Below are 19,299 nucleotides of genomic sequence, written 5' to 3' on the forward strand. Positions count from 1 at the left end.
CAGTTTTTTGTTCAATGACATCTTTATTCTTTACTTGATGATAGCTGTCTAATATACATAGTGAAGAACTATATCGGCAATTTAAAAATTTGGCTCTGATGAGATAGAAAGAAAAAAAACACATGTGAATCATGTATAATGAAAGGACAGAAATTTTAAAAATAATTATTTCGATAAGCCTAAGAGCAGGTAGGTTTTGGTTATGAATTAGTCAGTATATTATTTATTCCGAAAAGTGAAAAAGTGATATAAAAATAGAGAAATAGAGGAATGAAAATGAACGAAGAAGAATGGGACGCCTTTGCAAGCGATTACTACATGAATCAAAAAGAATCAGACAAAACAATTGTCCGAGATGTCATTGAGTATCTAAAAAAAGAAGCTGCATTACCAACTGAGAAAATAGTGGATGTAGCAGGTGGCGCTGGACGCTATCTAGCGATGTCAAAAGAAGCAACTACATATGAATTGATAGATTTTTCGGATGAAATGTTGAAGTTTGCTACTGAAGAAGCAGCTAGATTAGGGAGGGAAAACATTCATCTAACGAAACAGACTTTTTCTGAATTTCTGAAAAATGGAAAAACGTATGATTTTATTTTCTCTGCTTCTAATCCGGCTTTAGACGATTCCGTTAAGTTAAGTAGAATGTTAACAAAGATGAAAAAATATTGTGTCATCCTAAGAGTTGTCTCTTCTAAAGAAGATCTGTTTACATCGTTGGAAAAAAAATTAGGAATTTTCGAAGAAGATGCTGTGACTTCACCAGTAATAATGGATCATTTGGAAACTTATTTAAAAGATGAAGAATGGTCCTATAAAAGAAAAGAATTTACGTATACGTTTAAAGAAGAAATTACGGAAGATTTTATGAGAGCATATTATCAAGAATATCTAGAAGAAATAATTTTTAAAGAGTATATTCAAAAATATTTTGACCCAAAAGAAAAAATTGTTAGTACAACGATGTTGACCTATCGGCTACTACTAATCAAGAAGGAGTGACCCAAAATGGGCATGACTAGTTTTGTTTACTCTAAGAATATAGAGAAAAACGATTTATCTCTTAGGACGGATTGACGAGGAATGACTTTTTGAACACCGTTTATCCGTCTTTAGAGATATGATGAGAAGAGACTGAGGCAAGTTGTGATATGCTCCACCTATACAGGACTTTTATATTTCAGTGTCCTATATAGGGGGAGCATATCAGATTGGCTCAGTCTTTTTTTGTTGTGGCTAATGGAGTAATCGAAAATTAACGTAAAAGAAAAAACACTTATATTTGCTTGTGTCTTAACAATTCACTCTAAGAAATCGGCCTAAAACTATTTTTTGACTGTTGGTTATCTTTCTAAAAGAATAAACGGAGAAAAATGAGTTGTCAGATATATTGGTATTGTGTTTTCTTAACTGTTTTAAATCATTTTTATTATTTTATAAAATAACAAATAGTTAAAATGTTTGTTTTGAAAAATTATAGCTTGCATCTTAATTATTTCTTTAAAAAAATAGTTTAATTGAAGTGGAAGTATAATTTTTATTGTGGTTTTTGACTATTTTATTTATACTTAAATGTATACGATTGCTTTGTTTGATTAAATGGCAATTTGTATAAAATTACATAACAGGAGGTTTTTTGTTTGAAAAAGATTTTTTTGATAGGGTTATCAGTGTTATTTTTTTGGTTGTTTGTTTTCTACGAATGTTCAGGCGCAAGAGGTAATTAAAAAAGAGATTTTTAGTATTCCTGAACCAACTTGGATCTTCAATGCAGGGATGGATAAAGGAAAAAATCATGATCGCCAAGATTTAGGATTTATCTTGACCGAAAATGTTGAATTGAGGATTAGACAAACAAATAAACAATTCAAAAATAAATTAAGATTGAGATTGTTAGGTAATGCTTCAAGTATCGAAAAAAGTATCTTAGTTGGTTCAGAATGGGTAAGTATAAGTGCAAATGATCCTTTGGTTCCGTTTATTGATACGCCATATGGAGAAGAAGCTGCTCAGATTGAATATGAAATCGTCACTTCTGAACATATTAAACCATTACCAGTTTATAATTATCATGGAGATGATACTATGTTTCTTTCAATGTGGGACAAGTTCGATGCTGAATATGCTTTGATTAAAGGACCAGATTTTCAATTGCTTGTTCCTAAAAATGATAAAGAAAAAGTAAGAAACTTGAAAGATTACCGTTCCTTAGATGAATTGATCGAACACTACATCGAATTGTTTGGTTACTATAATCAAATCGCTGGTTTTGATAACTCGTCTAAAGAAAATCAAAATGGAGTGAATCGTTTTTTCTTTAAAGCAGACAAAAACGGACCTGGCGGTGCTTATTATTCCTCAGAATGGACAGCAAATAGCTATAGCACAGTCGAGTGCTGGTTAACTGAAGACAGTTGGAAAGTGTTGCATGAAATTGGTCATGGCTATCAAGCTGGTTTTGATGGAGTTGGAATGTATACGGGAGAAATATCAAATAATTTGTTTGTTGTTCAGTATGAATACAATATCCTATTTGGAAAAGAAGCAGATAAAAAAGGCGGGCTATTTGAAGGGAAAAAAGATACAGTAGAAAGAAGTATGTATGAGCATATGATCTACGAAAAACGTACATATGCTGAGGCTAAAGCCAACGAAAAACTAATTTTATTAGCGATGTTGAAACAAAAAGCTGGAGATGAGGCTTTTGCTAAAATGTACCAAGAATATCGTAAAATAGCTAATCAATCAGATTTCGTCCGTGAAGATCATACCTTACCTGATTTAATGAATCGTATCTATAGTGAAAATAGTCAACTAGATTTTTCAGGTGTTTTAGAGAAATGGGGATTGACGCTTGATCAAGTACAAGTTCAAAAAAATCGTGAGCATGGTTATCCGGCAGTCGCTTCTTTAGCTGATGTCGTACCAGAAAGTGAGTTGGCACGTGCGCGTGAATTAGTCGACCCATCTTATTTGATCAATTCTAATTTTGAGATGGTGCAAAACAAGGAGATTGCTGCGCTAAATCTAAAAGGTGATCTTACGATTGAATTAAGTTTGAGAGATTTAAACCTATTAAAAGGTACCAAAATAACTTTAAAAGATGGAGCGAAAGAAATAGCTACTCAAGAAATCACTGGAGGAGTAGTCACTTTTAAAAACATTCCTAATGGCATCTATTGTGCAGAATTCTCTGGAAATCAAATGATGTATTTCATCCCACAGAATAGTTATGTTTACGTGAAAGAAGCAACAAATCATGCGGTTATTACGTTGGACGAAGTAAAAGATAGCCAAGTCATTGATTTTCATGGAGTGAATGACAGGAAGTTTGGCTCATTTACATTTAGAACAAACAAGAACAGTGATACTCAAGAAGCAATTGTTTCAGTTACGCATTCGAGACCTCATTATCGTTATGAGAATGAAACTTATGTAAAAGTAATGGTCAAAAGTAGTACAGGAGAACTGAAATACGAAAAAACGATCGAAGGCATAGAGTCTGTTACTGGTGAAGAAAATGTATCATTGAAAATAGGTGATATCGTTGAAATTTATCATGCAGAACCTAAAAACCGCTTCATTTCTTCTGAAGGGATCGTTGATACTACGCAATCGACCAATCGTTGGGTAGTAACCCAATTTGGATTAGAAAACCTAGCTTTGAAAAATGATGCCAAAGAGGATCTCAAAAAAAGAATTACGTCATTAGCCACTCAACTTTGGGATAAAGAGTTAGTCAATCCGGTTCCAAGTGACCGATCACCTGAAAAAAAATTGTTATGGGTGATGATTGATCAAACATCATTAAGAGAAAAATCAGAATATCAAACTTTATATTATATACTATTCAAAAAATGGTTCTAAACATTAAGAAGCATCATATAGTTTATGAAATAGGATAGAAAATCAAATAGCGACTTACAGTTATTTATTGTCACAACAATGTTGACAAAAGTAATTGCAAGCCGCTATTTTTTGTTTTACTGCTTTTTGTAGCTATATGTCAAAAGTTGCTTTTTTGCAAACATTTTTGATTACCTATTAAATCAATCAGGCAGTTATCTCATATGGTTACTTGTAGTAACGAATATCATTTTCAACTTTATAGATTGAAAATGGTACATCGGAAGAATATTCGGCTGTTTCCCCATGTTCAGGTAATTTTTCCTTGAAGATTGTTTCATATTGATCGACTGTGACAGCTTCTCTACCTTCTAACATTTCTTGATGTAGTTCAGTCAATAGGAAATCTTGATAGCCGTCTTGTAAGTAACCTGTGAAAAATTCACTGACAGCACCCGAACCATAGCTGAATAAGCCAATTCGATCACCTGATTTTAACACTTGTGAGTTTTCTAAAAGAGAAATCACTCCTAGATAAAGAGAACCAGTATAAAGGTTACCAATTCGCCGACTATAACGAATACTTTCTTCATAGCGAGTCAATAAGCGATTTTGTGTTTCTTCATCTGTCTGATCCAAGACACTTTGTAAGGCTTTTTTCCCCATTTTTGTGTAAGGAATGTGAAAACTTAGCGCATCATAGTCTTCTAAAGTAAATCCTGTTACCTCTTTATGTCGATTCCAAACTTTTTGAAAAGATTCGATATAAGTGGAGTTGGATAAAGGACCATCAACCACTGGGTATTGCGCATAATCAGGACGCCAAAAATCATAAATATCTTCGGTTAAGAAAGTACTATCGTCTTCGATAGTGATGATTCGTGGATCTTTGGTAACCATCATAGCGACAGCACCCACACCTTGTGTCACTTCTCCACCACTAGCTAGACCATAACGGGCGATGTCACTAGCGATCACTAAAACTTTTCGATCTGGATGATTTTTTACATATTCTTTTGCCATGTGGAGAGCAGCAGTTCCACCATAACAAGCTTCTTTTACTTCAAACGAACGAGCAAAAGGTTGGACTTTCAATAAATGATGGATAATTACAGCACTCGCCTTTGAATGATCGATGCCAGATTCCGTTCCTACGATAACCATATCGATCAGCTCGCGATCTTCATTTGTGACGATCCTAGTAGCTGCATTTGCTCCTAAAGTCACGATATCTTCTGACACTCGGTTGATGGCCATTTGATCTTGGCCAATACCGATATGGTATTTAGCAGGATCATCTCCCCGACGTTCAGCTAACTCTGTCATATCTAAATATAAATTTGGAATAAAAAAGGAAAGACGATCAATCCCTACTTTCATTTCAACACCTCTTTACTCATGATAAAAAAACTTACTTTACTAAAGTATCATAAAAAGATTAAAAGAAATATAAAAAAGCGAATATTTAAGGATTTGTAAAATTTATTCCTAGATTTTTTTGAAGCTGTAGTGAGGTATTTGTTTTTAGCATAAACAATGGTATATTTTTCTAGGAGGTGACTGACTTGAAGGAAGTCGTTATTATAGATGCTGCGAGAACGCCAATTGGAAAGTATCGTGGCAGTTTAAGCAGTTTTTCTGCTGTAGAATTAGGAACAATCATTACAAAAGAACTGTTAGAAAAAACAGGTATCCATAAAGAAAACATCGATCAAGTAATATTTGGAAATGTATTACAAGCGGGGAATGGTCAGAATGTTGCCAGACAAATTTCTGTCAATAGTGGGATCCCTGTTCAGGTTCCTGCCATGACAGTCAACGAAGTATGTGGCTCAGGAATGAAGGCGGTTATTTTGGCTCGCCAATTGATTCAGTTAGGTGAAGCTGATCTAGTAGTCGCAGGAGGCACTGAAAGCATGTCACGTGCGCCACTGCTTCAGCAATATGAAGCAGAAAATGCAACTTATGAAGAGCCGATCTCAAGTATGGTCAATGATGGGCTGACAGATGCGTTCTCAAATGCACATATGGGCTTAACTGCTGAAAAAGTAGCGAACGAATTTTCCGTTACGAGAACAGAACAAGATCAATATGCGCTCAACTCACAAAAAAAAGCAGCTCAAGCTAGTGAAAACGGGGTATTTGAAGCAGAAATTATTCCCGTTACTTTACCTGATCAAAGAATCATGGATAAAGACGAAGCCATCCGAGGGAATAGTACACTGGAAAAATTAGGGACTTTGAAAACTGTTTTTTCCGAAAATGGGACTGTGACAGCAGGGAATGCTTCTCCGTTAAATGATGGAGCATCGGTATTGATTTTAGCTTCAAAAGAATATGCGATCAAACATGGGCTTCCTTATCTTGCAACGATCAAGGCTGTTTCTGAAATTGGGATTGATCCGAGCATTATGGGAATTGCACCTATCTCAGCAATCCAAACGTTATTGAAAAAAGCTGAAATTTCTATTGATCAAATCGATCGTTTTGAGATCAACGAAGCATTTGCGGCTTCATCGATTGTGGTCAATCGCAACTTACAACTAGCTGAAGAAAAGGTCAATGTAGATGGTGGTGCCATCGCACTCGGTCATCCGATTGGTGCAAGTGGTGCTCGTATTTTGACAACATTAAGTTATGGCTTGAAACGAATGAACCAACAATATGGTGTGGCTTCTTTATGTATTGGTGGAGGCTTAGGACTAGCCATGTTACTTGAAGCAAATCTAGAAACGGAACAATCAAGTGACCAAAAAAAAAAGTTTTATCAACTGACGCCTGAACAACGTCGGAGTCAGTTGGTTAGTGAAGGAATCATCAGTCAATCACAAGCTGATGAATTAAAAGTAGGAACACTCTCTGAAGAAGTAGCCAATCATTTGATTGAAAATCAAATCAGTCAAATTGAGATTCCTCTAGGGATTGCACCTAATTTTCAAATCAATGGAATCAAAAGACAAGTACCGATGGCGACAGAAGAACCGTCTGTAATTGCTGCAGCCAGTAACGGTGCAAAAATATGTGGAGACATTACAGCAATTACACCACAACGCCTGATGCGTGGTCAGATTGTACTATCAGGGGAACTGGATAATCGAGGCATAACTGATGCTGTCATCGCCAGACAAGATGAACTACTAGCATGTGCGAATGCAAGTTATCCCTCGATCGTGAGACGTGGTGGTGGAGTGCAGGAAATCGCAACAAGAAACTTTAAGGGTAATAATTTGGATTACTTATCGATCGATTTCTTGGTTGATGTAAAAGATGCGATGGGAGCTAATATCATCAACGCTATCTTAGAAGGTGTTGCCCAGAAAATACGTTCCTGGTTTCCTAAAGAAGAGATTTTATTTAGTATTTTAAGCAATTTCGCAACAGAATCATTAGTAACAGCTAGTTGTGAGATTCCCTTCGAGCGATTGGGAAAAACGATTGAAGCAGGAAAGAGAATTGCTGAAAAAATCCAACAAGCTTCCGAGTATGCTAAATTAGATGTTTATCGGGCAGCAACACATAATAAAGGGATCATGAATGGCATCGAAGCTGTCATTCTTGCTACTGGAAACGATACGAGAGCTTGTGCAGCTGCCGTTCATGCGTATGCTGCGAAAGATGGTGCTTACCAAGGCCTGTCAGACTGGCAAATGATTGGAGATAAGTTAGTTGGACAATTAACGGTACCTTTGGCAGTGGCAACAGTTGGAGGGGCTTCTAGGATTCTTCCAAAAGCAAAGATTGCACTAGACATGTTGAAGATTGAATCAGCAAAAGAATTAGCGCAAATCATTGCTGCCGTCGGTTTAGCACAAAATTTAGCTGCTTTGCGGGCATTAGTGACAGACGGTATCCAAAAGGGGCATATGTCGCTTCAAGCTAGAGCCTTAGCGATCACAGTCGGGGCACAAGGAACTGAAATTGAACAAGTCGCTGAATTTCTAAGAAAAGCCGAAGGAATGAATCAGGACGTAGCTAGAAAATTTTTGATGCAATTACGTAAAAAATAAGTATTTATAAAAAAGAGAGACTGATTGGGATAACAGCAGAATGGATAAAAAGCTACTATATATTTATTATATTTATTCATATTATTCCTAGTCAAAAGCTCTCTTTTTTTGCTAATTGTCGGTAAAATTAAGGAAAAGGTTAAATATGACTAAATTTTTGTGAACTTTCTACGGGATGCTATTGTGAAATTGTTCGTTAAAGGATATACTTTTTTCAAATTTAATACTTGTTAGGCGAGGCTCCTAAACAAACATAGGCTATTGCGCAGAAACGTCGAAAGACGCCAATGTGTAAAACAGGAATTGTCGAATTAAGGCTCTTCATAAGATAGCTAAGAGAAATCTTTACGTTGTTTAGTGTCAAAACTCACACGATGAGATAGTTGTTGATGTACGCAACTTTAACAAATAAGCCGAAACTTCTAAAAATCTTTGCTGATTTTTGTGAATTTTCGGCTTATTTTTTGGAGTTGGATATTTACACCACTTACTTGAAAATAAATCACAGCACATTATGATCACGCTACTTTTATTTTTCCTCATGTGAAAGTGACTCCTTTTGCCTAATAGAAAGGATGGCAAAATGGATACTAGTTGATAACGGATGTTTTGATAAGAAGATTAGAGAAATTCTGGTTACGAAAACTTTCGTTTAAGAGGTGTTGTGTGTGAAATCAAAATCATTTGAGTTTAATTATGCGTTATTTTTGCCGATTTTTCTCTTTTATTTATTAAGTATCGGTGTGCAATATGGAGCAGCAGTCTACGACCAAGTGCCTTATAAAACTATTGTTTTAAAACAAGTGATCTTTTGCATTGCTTCATTAGGACTTTTGTTACTGACACAAAAAATCAAGACAGCGTTATTGTTACGATTGTCTCCTTATTTTTATGCCATTTCATTAGCAATTATGAGTTTGCTCTACAAATTTTATGATCCAGTGATGTACCAATTAACCGATACGAAACGTTGGCTGAGGATTGGTAGTTTTACTTTTCAACCTTCTGAATTGGTTAAATTGACTTTTGCATTAGTTCTCGTTTATTTCACCTTGCTTTATGAAAAGAAAGTCAGTGAACGTACCGTGAAAACGGATCTGATCTATGTCTTTCAAGTTCTGTTGATCAGTTTACCAACTTTCTTGTTGATGTATATGCAAAAAGATTTTGGGACAAGTTTGGTATTTATTATTTGTTTGGGGGCTCTGTTCATGATTGCAGGGGTCCATTGGAAGATCTTGGCCGTATGTGCTAGTTTTTTATTTATTATTGGGGTCATATTGATTTGTCTAGTTTTTACGAAATACGGTAATGAGATCCTTTATAGTCTGAACTTTAAGACGTATCAATTAGACCGGGTGAGAGCTTGGATCGATCCTTTTGCTTATAGTCAATCGATCGGATACCAACAATCACAAAGCTTATTATCTGTTAGTGCAGGTGGATTTAGTGGACGACCAGCTGAAATACCACCAATCTATGTACCAGTACGTGAATCAGATATGGTATTTACTGTAATTGCCGAAACGTTTGGTTTTTTAGGTAGCGTGACCGTCGTTTTTCTATATTTCTATCTTTTCTACCAAGTTATTTACACTGCGATACAGACAAACAATAAAGGAAATCTATATCTAGCGGTAGTACTCGTATTTGGACTATTATTTCAAATCGTAGAAAATATCGGCGCTTCGATTGGTTTACTGCCTTTAACAGGAATTCCTTTGCCTTTTCTAAGTCAAGGAGGAACCTCCTTGTTGATCATGGGAGGCGGATTAGGTATGATCTTAGGTTTTAAAAAAGTAGAATAAGTCATTTGTTTAGTCAGATGAAGTTAGAAAGTAAGTGAAAGTTTTATGAGTGATTATCAACAAAAAGCACTGAAATTATCAATCGTTCCATTATGTCTTTTGATTGGATTGATTTTATGCGTAAAAATCAATCCTCCATGGTTCGAAACACTAGATTTAGCGGTTTATACAAAGATCGATTTACCTAATTTTCCACAATTAACAGCGATTGTTCGTTTGTTTGCTAAGTTAGCAACGATTGGTCCGACCTTATGTTTCGCCTTTCTTTTTGCTTTTTATATTTGGAAAAAGAATTACCATTTGTTAGCGATTTGGAATATCTGTAATATCTTTGCGGTTAGTTTTTTTGGGTATATTCTAAAAAAGCTCATTGCACGAATCAGACCTGCCGTTTCACAATTGGAAATACGTACGAGTTACTCGTTTCCTAGTGGACATTCTTTATTATCCTTTGCGCTTTTCCTAACAATTATCTTATCGTTAAGTATTATTTGGAGTCGTCAGGATACCAGAAGAGTTGCTTGGTATCTTATCAGCTATCCATTGCTGATTGCAGCAACTCGATTATATCTAAGAGTCCATTATCCAAGTGATATTTTAGCTGGATTTTCGTTAAGTGCAGTAGTAGTTTTATTGTCTTATGTTGTTTGTTTCTCTTTTATCTCCACAGATTCAATATTGAAAACAAGGCAATTAGAGAAGAAAAAAACGCTTTTTTCTAAAAAGCAAAAAGTAGTTTTAGGTCTTTTAGTCCTTTTACTAGCAGTAATTATTTCTGGTGTCGCTTATGAACTGAATGTCTTTTATCATGCACATGGGTAAGCTGGAAAAACATAACCAATAAACTAAGGGGAAGAGACCGCTTGTTTTTTTGGTTCTATCTTTTTTAAGATTGGTGAAGATTATTGACAACTTTTGGTGATTAAAAGTAATAGAAAAAATATTTTACTATAAAAAAATGAGCAGAGGGCAATTGCCTTTCTGCTCATTTAACATTTTATGATTTCTCATTACCGGCATCATTTGACAAAAAGCCGTTTTTTGATGCGGTGGATAGATTTGTGAAACTGGTTATCTTTCTGAAATAGCTGTTGCAGCAAACTGTTCGATCAATGGGATCAATGTCAGTTTCACTTTGTATTTGCGTTCTAACGCTTTTTCAATTGTAAATTGGTTTTCTGCTGTCATTGAAATTTCAGCTAATTTACGTGGTTCATCTGAGGTTTTCTCATAGATGACTGCTGCATCAGCTTCTTTTTCTACATAAAATTTTGGATATTCCGCTACTGCGCTTGAAAAATCAGCGAAATTCAAAGCGGCAGTTTCAGTTGAGCGTTGTTTTTCAGTTGTTTCCGCTTTTGATACTTCAGCTGTTTTAGGTGATTCCACAGGTTTTGAGTCAGCAACTTTTGTTTCAGCAACAGGTGTAGAAACCTCTTGAGCAGTTGGTTCATCATTTTTAAGACGTTGATCATTCCAATAAGAAACGATTTCAATCAATAAGTTGTCACGGAAGCGTTCAAAAATGTTTTTTTCTCCTGAACGGATTCGTTTTAAGACAGTTGTGAAATTATCATCAATCGGTACATTGATGCGAGTATCTTCATTTGTTTTTCCTGCAAGTCCAATCGTTAAGATGTGGCGGTCTTTCGGATCAAGCATGACTTGTAAAGGTAAGCCGTAACGACGTAGACTTTCATCCTCTAAAGAATGAAATAATTGACTTCTGATTCCATCTAAAGAAGGACGGAATTGATTGAGTAATTTTTGTTTTTGTTTTTTCTTCATATGTTCTCTCCTTCGCTCATACCCTTTCGATTATAAGAAAAAAAAGATGAAATGAAAAGGATTATACGAAAAAAACTTAGATATGTATGTATTTATACGCATTTTTTTAGGAAAATATTTGTTTTTATCAGAAATGTTTCCTCTTTTTAGGTGTATATCAAAAGATAAGCCGATACGACACCGGCAAGAAAAACTCAGTGTGTATCGGCTTATCATGATCATTGAAGTCAGCTACGTTGTTTTGGAACAAGGAATCAAAGCAAAGACAGACAGTTCAGGTGAATAGATCACTTCATGTCCTTGCCAAGTCGTAACCATTAGCGAATGATCGAAACGGTTGGTTAGCTCTTGGATTTTTTGATCATGGGACCAGTTACGTGCTGGGAAGTGTTGGATCTTGTCTGGTCCGATCAAAAAGATAAAATCAGGATGAAAAGTACGAGTGATTTCTTCTGAGAGCCTTTCTAAACGTTCAATCGGAGTCATTGTTATCAAACATCCTTAAATTAAAATTGGGTAGTATCTGGATCTTTTGCTTTACCAACTACGCCATCTAATTGATCGATTTGTTGCATTTCTTCTTCTGACAGTTCAAAGTCAAAAAGTTCAGCATTTTCTTTGATCCGACTAGGAGTTACGGATTTTGGCAGAGGCAAGAAACCATGTTGTAAGGACCAGCGTAAAGCAACCTGAGCAATACTCTTTTGATGGGCTTTGGCAATTTCCTGCATCTCTGGTACATCGAAAATTTTCCCTGTGCCAAGTGGGCTGTAAGCTTCCAGGATCATTTCGTGTTTTTTGGCATAGTCAACGACTGCTGGTTGTAATTCACCAGGAGCTAAGAAAATTTGGTTGACCATTGGCATGATCTTGGCTGTTTTTTGTAACGCATCCAGATGATGGGGCAAGAAGTTGCTGACGCCAATGGCTTTGATTTTTCCAGCTTCATACAGCTCTTCAAAAGCTCGCCAAGTTTGGGCGTTTGCTTCTTCCCAATTGTCACGGAAAGCCACAGGATTAGGCCAGTGGATCAAGAAAAGATCAATATAATCTGTTTGTAATTTTTGTAGTGATTCTTCAAACGAAGACATCACTAAGTCATAACTGTGATTGGCATTCCAAAGTTTTGTTGTTAGAAAAATCTCTTCTCTGGGAATCCCACTTTCTTTGATCGCTTGACCGACGCTTTCCTCATTTTTGTAACCTTGTGCTGTATCAATGTGGCGATAACCAGCAGCTAGCGCTTCTTTGACTGAAGAAACTGCGACATCGCCATCCGGTGTTTGCCAAGTACCAAAACCAACAATCGGAATTTCATAACCATTTGATAAACGATACGTATTTGTTAATGAATCCATATTCTCAACTCCTTAATTTTTAGTTCACTTTTAAGTGTAGCGCATTTTCTCAAAAAAGGAATCCATTTTGTTTAGGAGACAATTATTTTTTTCAAAAAAAGGAAAATAATGATTTTCGTTCTGGTATTTTGTATTGATTTTCCGTAAACTAAACCAGAAGGGAATGAGAACATGGACATTTATTTAAAAAAAGCAATTATGCATATTATTGATCGTGAAACGGGATCACCCGTATTTTCTCAACAAGAATTGGATCTGACTAAAGAGTTTATTCGAGATTTTTTACAAAAGAAAATCCAAAAAATTTCTTCTGCACAAACGAAAACAGGACAGCTGTCACCTGAAAGTATGATGGCGAAACAAGTCCAGGACTGTCAAGAAAACTTTGTAGCAGCAAGTGAAGGGATCGTTCAACGCTGGTTCGAGATCTATCAAGAAAGCGAAGAAGCACCAAGCGCTGATGTCTTTGTTGTTTTGTATGAAGTAGATACGGTGATGTATGTGGCTTTGTTAAAAGTCAATTACCGAGAATCCTATACACATTTTGTAGAGGCAGACGAAACAGGAATCGCCAATCAATTGATTTTGAATCGAGCGATATTGGGGGCAAAATCCCAAAAGGCAGATGAAGCGTTTGCGGTGGCGTTAACTGATTTAACCTATGAATTGATTGAAAAAAAATATGAGTTTTCTGGAAAAAAAGAACTCTATTTTTCGGGGAGAGTCATCGAAAGTGTTCCTGCGCCTTCATTAGAAGAGAATGTCAAAGTGATCCAAAAAGTAGCTAAAAGTTTAGGGAAAAAATTTGAAACTGAAGAATTTGATCTAGTGGCTGATTTAAAAGAGGCTGTTTATGATACGATCGAGGAAAAGGGCAGACTAGACCATGAAATGATTGCGGAAAAAGTCTTCAAAGAAAATATCACAGCGAAATTAGCTTTTCAAGAAGAAGTCCAAGAACAGGGATTTGTTGCTGAAGCTTTGCCAGTCAGAGAAGTCCAAGAAATTTCTGAGAAAAAATTTGGTAAACAAAAATTCAAGTTATCCAATGGAATCGAATTGATCGTCCCTGTAGACGTCTACCGAAATCCAGATTTGATCGAATTTGTTAATAACCCAGATGGAACAATCTCAGTGATGATCAAAAATGTAGACGAAGTATTAAATCGTTTATAATTATTAAAAGAATGCTTATTCAGAGAATACAATAAAATGTAGCAGACAAGAAAAGAGCCAAGAGAAACTATAGTGAACGTTAAAAGTTGGATTAAAAAGTTAACTTTTTTCGGTCAGTATAAAGTTTTCCTTGGTTTTTTTGCAGGTGTAAACTATATAAGTAGTGCATATCTTTAGATGTTTCAGAATGACAGCTTTCTTTTTACCAGATAACACCATTTCTTTTGTGAACTGATCACTAAGAGCAAAAGCCAAAATAATCACATCATTCTTTATCAAATAAAGAGAAAATGGTATAAAGGATAGGAAGAGATAACGAAAATATAAAGGAGTGTTACAAAATGAAAGTTGAACATATTGCTATTTGGGTTAATGATTTGGAAAAAATGAGAGCGTTTTATGAGAACTATTTTGCTGCAGAAAGTTCAGAGAAATACACGAATCCTAAAACCCGGTTTCAATCTTACTTCCTGAATTTCACCTCAGGAAGTCGGATTGAATTGATTACAAAGCCTTTTTTATCAGATCGTGCACTCGATACTTTTGGTTATGCTCATTTAGCAATTTCAGTGGGAACAAAAACAGAGGTGGATTCATTTGCTGAAACATTTGTAAAAGATGGCTATCCATTGATCAGTGGTCCAAGAACTACGGGCGACGGTTATTATGAAGCGGTTATCCAAGATCCTGAAGGAAATCTGATTGAGTTAACGACAGATTGAGACAGATTACATCATACAAAAATATAGCAAAGGATAGAAAGCACATGGAATTCAGCGAAGAGAAAAAAATTGACCTTGATGCATTGTTCGCGCTCTATACAGCTGTAGGATGGTCAGCCTATACGAAGGACATCCAACAATTAGCTCTGGGAATCCAGCAGTCACTCGAAGTAATAACGGTATGGCACGAACAACAATTGATTGGATTGATCCGTAGTGTCGGAGATGGCGAAACGATTCTTTATATTCAAGATTTGCTTGTTCATCCTGCTTATCAAAACAAGGGGATCGGGAAACAATTAATCGAAAAAATGGTACAAGCTTATCCAAAAGTCAGACAAAAAGTTTTATTGACAGAAAATGAACAACGAACCCGTCGATTTTATGAAAAATGCCAATTTAAATCGGTAGCGACACAAGAAATGATTTGTTTTTATCGCGAATATTGATAGTTACGAAAGAGCCCATTGTAGTGAAAACAAGGAGATAGTCACAACAATTACGCATGGTTGGCTGATGAAAAATTAGTCATTAATCAGCATAAGTGTTCTTGGTTGACTTTGACCAAGTTTGACGTATAATACAAATTGTTCGATACTTACAAAAAGTAAGGCGGACAGATTCTTTTTGGATTTTTCCAAAGAAGTCTATAATGGACAACAGATGAGAGCAAAACTTTAAAGCTCTAAATTAATTAGGAGGTTTGTTAATTATGGCAAAAGAACATTATGATAGAAGTAAACCACACGTAAATATTGGAACCATTGGACACGTCGACCATGGGAAAACTACTTTAACTGCTGCGATCACTACTGTACTAGGTAAAAAAGGCTTAGCAAATCCTCAAGACTATGCTAGTATCGACGCAGCACCAGAAGAACGTGAACGTGGAATCACGATCAATACTGCTCATGTGGAATACGAAACAGACAAACGCCACTATGCACATATCGATGCACCAGGGCATGCGGATTACGTGAAAAACATGATCACTGGGGCAGCTCAAATGGACGGAGCAATCTTGGTTGTTTCTGCTACGGATGGCCCAATGCCTCAAACTCGTGAACACATTTTACTTTCTCGCCAAGTAGGCGTGAAATATTTGATTGTTTTCTTGAACAAAACAGATTTAGTCGATGATGAAGAATTAATTGACCTAGTAGAAATGGAAGTTCGTGAACTATTAAGCGAATATGGATTTCCAGGTGATGATACACCTGTTATCAAAGGATCAGCATTAAAAGCATTACAAGGTGATCCTGATGCAGAAGCAGCTATCATGGAATTGATGGACACAGTCGATGAATACATCCCAACACCAGAACGTGATACGGACAAACCATTATTGTTACCCGTCGAAGATGTATTTTCAATTACTGGACGTGGAACAGTAGCATCTGGTCGGATTGACCGTGGGGCTGTTCGAGTCGGTGACGAAATCGAAATCGTAGGGATCAAACCAGAAACGCAAAAAGCCGTAGTAACAGGAGTTGAAATGTTCCGCAAAACGCTTGATTACGGTGAAGCAGGGGATAACGTAGGTGTGTTATTACGTGGGATTCAAAGAGAAGACATCGAACGTGGCCAAGTGATTGCCAAACCTGGTTCAATTACACCTCATACTAAATTCAAAGCAGAAGTGTATGTTTTGACCAAAGAAGAAGGCGGACGTCATACACCATTCTTCAATAATTATCGACCACAATTTTATTTCCGCACAACTGACGTAACAGGAACAATTGTTTTGCCAGAAGGAACGGAAATGGTCATGCCTGGCGACAACGTAACGATCGATGTAGAATTGATTCATCCTGTTGCTATTGAAAACGGGACGACTTTCTCCATTCGTGAAGGTGGTCGTACAGTAGGTTCAGGTATCGTAACAGAAATCGAAGCCTAAGAACAAAGGATAGATAAATAAAAAAGACGCACGGTTCAACAAGTCAGATGACTTTTAGAATCATGCGTCTTTTTTTCTTCCATCATTAGATATAAGTTGTCATATTCAGCGTTTTTGTAACCATTTCTTTAAACCTACTAATCGCTTTTTATGGTCAACTGGTGCATTATCAATGATCAATAATGCGATCATGACATAGGCAATCCAACTGTCACGTGAATAGGAAGTATAGCGGGAAGTCCAATGAGTCGCATATTTATCTTTATACTCACGCAAGCCGTGGAAAGAGTAAAAATGTGAACCAAATTCATAAACTAAGTAAGCGATTCGTTCTTGAATAAAACTTTTTCTTGAGGTTCCAACGTTGGATAATGGCGCCATCCCCAAGTTGAAAAATTCAATCTGTTCCTCTTTCATATACTCAAATAAATGAAGGAAAAGATAATCCATACTTCCAGCTGGTGCTTTCTCAGGATCATAACGCATCAAATCAATCGTGCCGATTTTGTTATCTGTGTAGGTTGGCATGATCGAAGCAAATGCTACTAAGTCTTGTTGTGGGTCTTTTAAAACAGCGATCGGTGCCCGCTGTAGATAATCTTCTGAGAAGAACCCCAGTGAAAAACCTTTTTCTTTTCGGCTTCCTAACCATTGATCAGAAATTTGTTTGAGTTCAGTCATCTGTGTCGCAGAAAAAGGTGGCTGAATAATCTCAAAAGTAAAACCTTCTCGGTCAATCCGATTCAAGATCGCACGTGACCCTTTCATTTTCTTTCCAGAAGTAGTGAAATTGGCTAATTCAACATGGGCTTCTTCGCCCATTTTGATGAAATCATAGCCAAATTCATGTAAAATCATCACGATTTCTTCACTCGTTTCATAAAAGACGGGGAGGTAACACAAACGATCAGTTTCTTCAATAAACGCTTCGATAGCAGCAGGAAAATCTTCTTTTTTACCCGAAGGATCGCCCATCACGATACATTTATTATTGTAACAAGCAAACTGTAATAAAACCGTTCCAACTTGGTCTTTTTCGTAAATAAACATGCGCTTGTCTTTTAAGAAAATCAATTGACTATCAGAATTTCCGCCAAAGGTATGGAGGATATTTAACGCTTTTTCTTCATCCAACGGTTCGCCGACTTGCTGTTTCTTTCCTTGTAGGAAGTGGACGAAAAGAATGATGATAAAGCTTACTGCAATAATAGCAAATAATCCAGATAACCAAATCTTTTCTGACGGGAACAAAAAGAACGAAATAAAATGATGCTTACGATGAGGAAATGTTGGCAGATTATAAACGCCAATAATGATGTAGAGCAACGCTAAGGCACCAATAATCACACCATCAATCGTCAACCATTCCCATGAATAAATGATTTGTTCTCTAAATAATTCATTTTTCGAAGCAATTACGATCAACAACAGTAACAATAGGAAAATAGCTGCAGTAAAACTAAAGTCAATAATCGTCACATAAGATGCTGCTAAAAAGATCAATGCAATAGTTGGCCAATAGGCTCTTTTGACTCTTGCAGCAATCCCACGCCCCATGATGACAAAGAGAAATCCTAACAACATACTTGGGAATTGAATAATAAAATGCAACCTTAACGGATTGATACTATGCAGCCAACGAAACTCGGTAAAAGCTTGTGGGATCGTTGCTGAAAGAACCATCATGATACCAGAAAAATATAAAAGGACGACGACGGCTTTATGAGCAATCTCTGTTGCCAGCTGCTTAGGAATACCAGAATAACGTTGATCAAAGGTTGAGCCAATATTCTTAAAGAAAAAGACGATCCCGATCAAAAAAGGAATAATGTAATAAAAAATTCGGTACAGTAAGATCCAAACGACTACAGTTGCCTTTGGCACACCTATGGCAGAAAGACCGATAATCATCATGATATCAAAACTACCGATTTCACCAGGAATCATCGAGACGATTCCGATAACTGAAGCTGCGATAAAGAGCGGTATCGTTTGCCACAAATCGACTTTGATATCCATAAGTGCCCCAACTGCTAGAAAGGTGAACAAGACACCAGACCACTCTAAGATCGAGACAAGCAGCAATTGTCCTTGTGTTTTTAATGAGAGTCCTCCGAGGTAGCCCTCTTTTTTTAAGGTAGTGACTACAAAAACAAGTGGGAAGTATAACCCACCACCGATCAACCAAATCCAATACTGCTTAATAAAAGGCGCAACCGGTGCAAAAAAGACCATAAAAAAAGAAATCAAACTATAAATAGACAGTCCGGCCATTAGAAATAAAAAGATCTTCGACAAAGCTTGCATCAACTGCTTACTGTCTTTTTTATGACCGTATAATTCGGAGCGTAATCCGATGCTGACAAAGCCGCCAAAACCGGCAACATTGTTGATGGTATTGATCAACCAACTTGTTTCAAATAAATAACTCTTTTTTAATTTTTGTCCCAACAAGCGGTTAAGGATGATGTCATACCCAATCATCGGTGCAACAGATAGTAATCCAACAATGAGCATCAACCCCGTCTTCCAAAGTGGGATTGTTGCAAATGTTTCGGCTAATTGAGCGATCGATAGTGTTTTGCCAATATTGATCAATTCACTAACGATAATGACAACCACAGAAATTAAAAAGATTGTTTTAAAGAGACCTAAATGGTTTTTGAACCATTGTAAGGCTTGTTTTAACAA

At 36.4% G+C, this 19,299-nt stretch carries 14 protein-coding genes and 1 riboswitch; of the genes, 9 read left to right on the forward strand and 5 right to left on the reverse strand.

The window, feature by feature from the left end; all coding sequences use genetic code 11:
• The first annotated feature begins 276 nt into the window (after window positions 1-276).
• Both IGK81_RS04565 and IGK81_RS04570 read left to right on the forward strand, forming a co-directional pair.
• Entirely contained in the window at window positions 277-1,005 is a 729-nt protein-coding gene (locus IGK81_RS04565; protein ID WP_034700235.1) for a class I SAM-dependent methyltransferase, read from the forward strand.
• A 687-nt stretch (window positions 1,006-1,692) separates the two neighbouring features.
• Window positions 1,693-3,870, forward strand: coding sequence for a putative mucin/carbohydrate-binding domain-containing protein (locus IGK81_RS04570; protein ID WP_034700386.1), 2,178 nt, complete (start codon window positions 1,693-1,695; stop codon window positions 3,868-3,870).
• Between the two features lie 207 nt (window positions 3,871-4,077).
• On the opposite strand, the gene IGK81_RS04575 is transcribed toward IGK81_RS04570, so the two are convergent.
• Window positions 4,078-5,229: a hydroxymethylglutaryl-CoA synthase gene (locus IGK81_RS04575; RefSeq protein WP_034700238.1), complete on the reverse strand. Its 1,152-nt coding sequence runs from the start codon at window positions 5,227-5,229 to the stop codon at window positions 4,078-4,080.
• Window positions 5,230-5,414: 185 nt separating this feature from the next.
• On the opposite strand from IGK81_RS04575, the gene IGK81_RS04580 reads away from it, so the two are divergent.
• From IGK81_RS04580 to IGK81_RS04590, 3 genes are all read left to right on the forward strand, one after another.
• Window positions 5,415-7,856 (forward strand): hydroxymethylglutaryl-CoA reductase, degradative, encoded by a 2,442-nt coding sequence (locus IGK81_RS04580; RefSeq protein ID WP_080704618.1) that lies wholly within the window; start codon window positions 5,415-5,417, stop codon window positions 7,854-7,856.
• A 219-nt stretch (window positions 7,857-8,075) separates the two neighbouring features.
• Window positions 8,076-8,243: riboswitch (M-box (ykoK) riboswitch) on the forward strand.
• Window positions 8,244-8,524: 281 nt separating this feature from the next.
• Window positions 8,525-9,664 (forward strand): FtsW/RodA/SpoVE family cell cycle protein, encoded by a 1,140-nt coding sequence (locus tag IGK81_RS04585; protein WP_010719601.1) that lies wholly within the window; start codon window positions 8,525-8,527, stop codon window positions 9,662-9,664.
• Between the two features lie 45 nt (window positions 9,665-9,709).
• Entirely contained in the window at window positions 9,710-10,486 is a 777-nt protein-coding gene (locus IGK81_RS04590; RefSeq protein ID WP_034700241.1) for a phosphatase PAP2 family protein, read from the forward strand.
• Window positions 10,487-10,735: 249 nt separating this feature from the next.
• On the opposite strand, the gene IGK81_RS04595 is transcribed toward IGK81_RS04590, so the two are convergent.
• From IGK81_RS04595 to IGK81_RS04605, 3 genes are all read right to left on the reverse strand, one after another.
• Window positions 10,736-11,452 (reverse strand): hypothetical protein, encoded by a 717-nt coding sequence (locus tag IGK81_RS04595; RefSeq protein WP_034700244.1) that lies wholly within the window; start codon window positions 11,450-11,452, stop codon window positions 10,736-10,738.
• 231 nt (window positions 11,453-11,683) lie between these two features.
• Window positions 11,684-11,938 carry a hypothetical protein gene (locus tag IGK81_RS04600; protein ID WP_010719598.1) on the reverse strand — a complete coding sequence of 85 codons (255 nt, stop codon included), beginning with the start codon at window positions 11,936-11,938 and terminating at the stop codon, window positions 11,684-11,686.
• A gap of 20 nt (window positions 11,939-11,958) precedes the next feature.
• Window positions 11,959-12,810: an aldo/keto reductase gene (locus IGK81_RS04605; protein WP_034700247.1), complete on the reverse strand. Its 852-nt coding sequence runs from the start codon at window positions 12,808-12,810 to the stop codon at window positions 11,959-11,961.
• 171 nt (window positions 12,811-12,981) lie between these two features.
• Here IGK81_RS04605 and IGK81_RS04610 point away from each other — a divergent pair, with 171 nt between their 5' ends.
• The 4 genes from IGK81_RS04610 to tuf all read left to right on the forward strand — a co-directional run bounded on the left by IGK81_RS04610 (window position 12,982) and on the right by tuf (window position 16,608).
• Complete coding sequence (locus IGK81_RS04610) at window positions 12,982-13,986, forward strand: nucleoid-associated protein (RefSeq protein ID WP_010719596.1); 1,005 nt, start codon at window positions 12,982-12,984, stop codon at window positions 13,984-13,986.
• Between the two features lie 341 nt (window positions 13,987-14,327).
• Entirely contained in the window at window positions 14,328-14,708 is a 381-nt protein-coding gene (locus IGK81_RS04615; RefSeq protein ID WP_034700250.1) for a VOC family protein, read from the forward strand.
• Window positions 14,709-14,752: 44 nt separating this feature from the next.
• Window positions 14,753-15,157 (forward strand): GNAT family N-acetyltransferase, encoded by a 405-nt coding sequence (locus tag IGK81_RS04620; protein ID WP_034700252.1) that lies wholly within the window; start codon window positions 14,753-14,755, stop codon window positions 15,155-15,157.
• Window positions 15,158-15,420: 263 nt separating this feature from the next.
• On the forward strand, window positions 15,421-16,608 hold the full coding sequence (gene tuf / locus IGK81_RS04625) for an elongation factor Tu (RefSeq protein WP_010719593.1): 1,188 nt from the start codon (window positions 15,421-15,423) through the stop codon (window positions 16,606-16,608).
• Between the two features lie 105 nt (window positions 16,609-16,713).
• Here the strand turns inward: tuf and mprF are convergent, their stop codons facing one another.
• Window positions 16,714-19,299 carry a bifunctional lysylphosphatidylglycerol flippase/synthetase MprF gene (gene mprF / locus IGK81_RS04630; protein WP_010737339.1) on the reverse strand — a complete coding sequence of 862 codons (2,586 nt, stop codon included), beginning with the start codon at window positions 19,297-19,299 and terminating at the stop codon, window positions 16,714-16,716.

Origin of the sequence: Enterococcus sp. DIV0703, assembly GCF_051711065.1 — a bacterium.
GTDB classification, from domain to species: domain Bacteria; phylum Bacillota; class Bacilli; order Lactobacillales; family Enterococcaceae; genus Enterococcus_B; species Enterococcus_B hirae.

Excerpts from the sequence above, each read along its gene's own strand:
- IGK81_RS04565 (WP_034700235.1), top strand. The coding sequence starts at position 277 with ATGAACGAAGAAGAATGGGACGCCTTTGCAAGCGATTACTACATGAAT.
- IGK81_RS04575 (WP_034700238.1), bottom strand. The coding sequence starts at position 5,229 with ATGAAAGTAGGGATTGATCGTCTTTCCTTTTTTATTCCAAATTTATAT.
- IGK81_RS04590 (WP_034700241.1), top strand. The coding sequence starts at position 9,710 with ATGAGTGATTATCAACAAAAAGCACTGAAATTATCAATCGTTCCATTA.
- IGK81_RS04595 (WP_034700244.1), bottom strand. The coding sequence starts at position 11,452 with ATGAAGAAAAAACAAAAACAAAAATTACTCAATCAATTCCGTCCTTCT.
- IGK81_RS04600 (WP_010719598.1), bottom strand. The coding sequence starts at position 11,938 with ATGACTCCGATTGAACGTTTAGAAAGGCTCTCAGAAGAAATCACTCGT.
- IGK81_RS04605 (WP_034700247.1), bottom strand. The coding sequence starts at position 12,810 with ATGGATTCATTAACAAATACGTATCGTTTATCAAATGGTTATGAAATT.
- IGK81_RS04610 (WP_010719596.1), top strand. The coding sequence starts at position 12,982 with ATGGACATTTATTTAAAAAAAGCAATTATGCATATTATTGATCGTGAA.
- IGK81_RS04615 (WP_034700250.1), top strand. The coding sequence starts at position 14,328 with ATGAAAGTTGAACATATTGCTATTTGGGTTAATGATTTGGAAAAAATG.
- IGK81_RS04620 (WP_034700252.1), top strand. The coding sequence starts at position 14,753 with ATGGAATTCAGCGAAGAGAAAAAAATTGACCTTGATGCATTGTTCGCG.
- tuf (WP_010719593.1), top strand. The coding sequence starts at position 15,421 with ATGGCAAAAGAACATTATGATAGAAGTAAACCACACGTAAATATTGGA.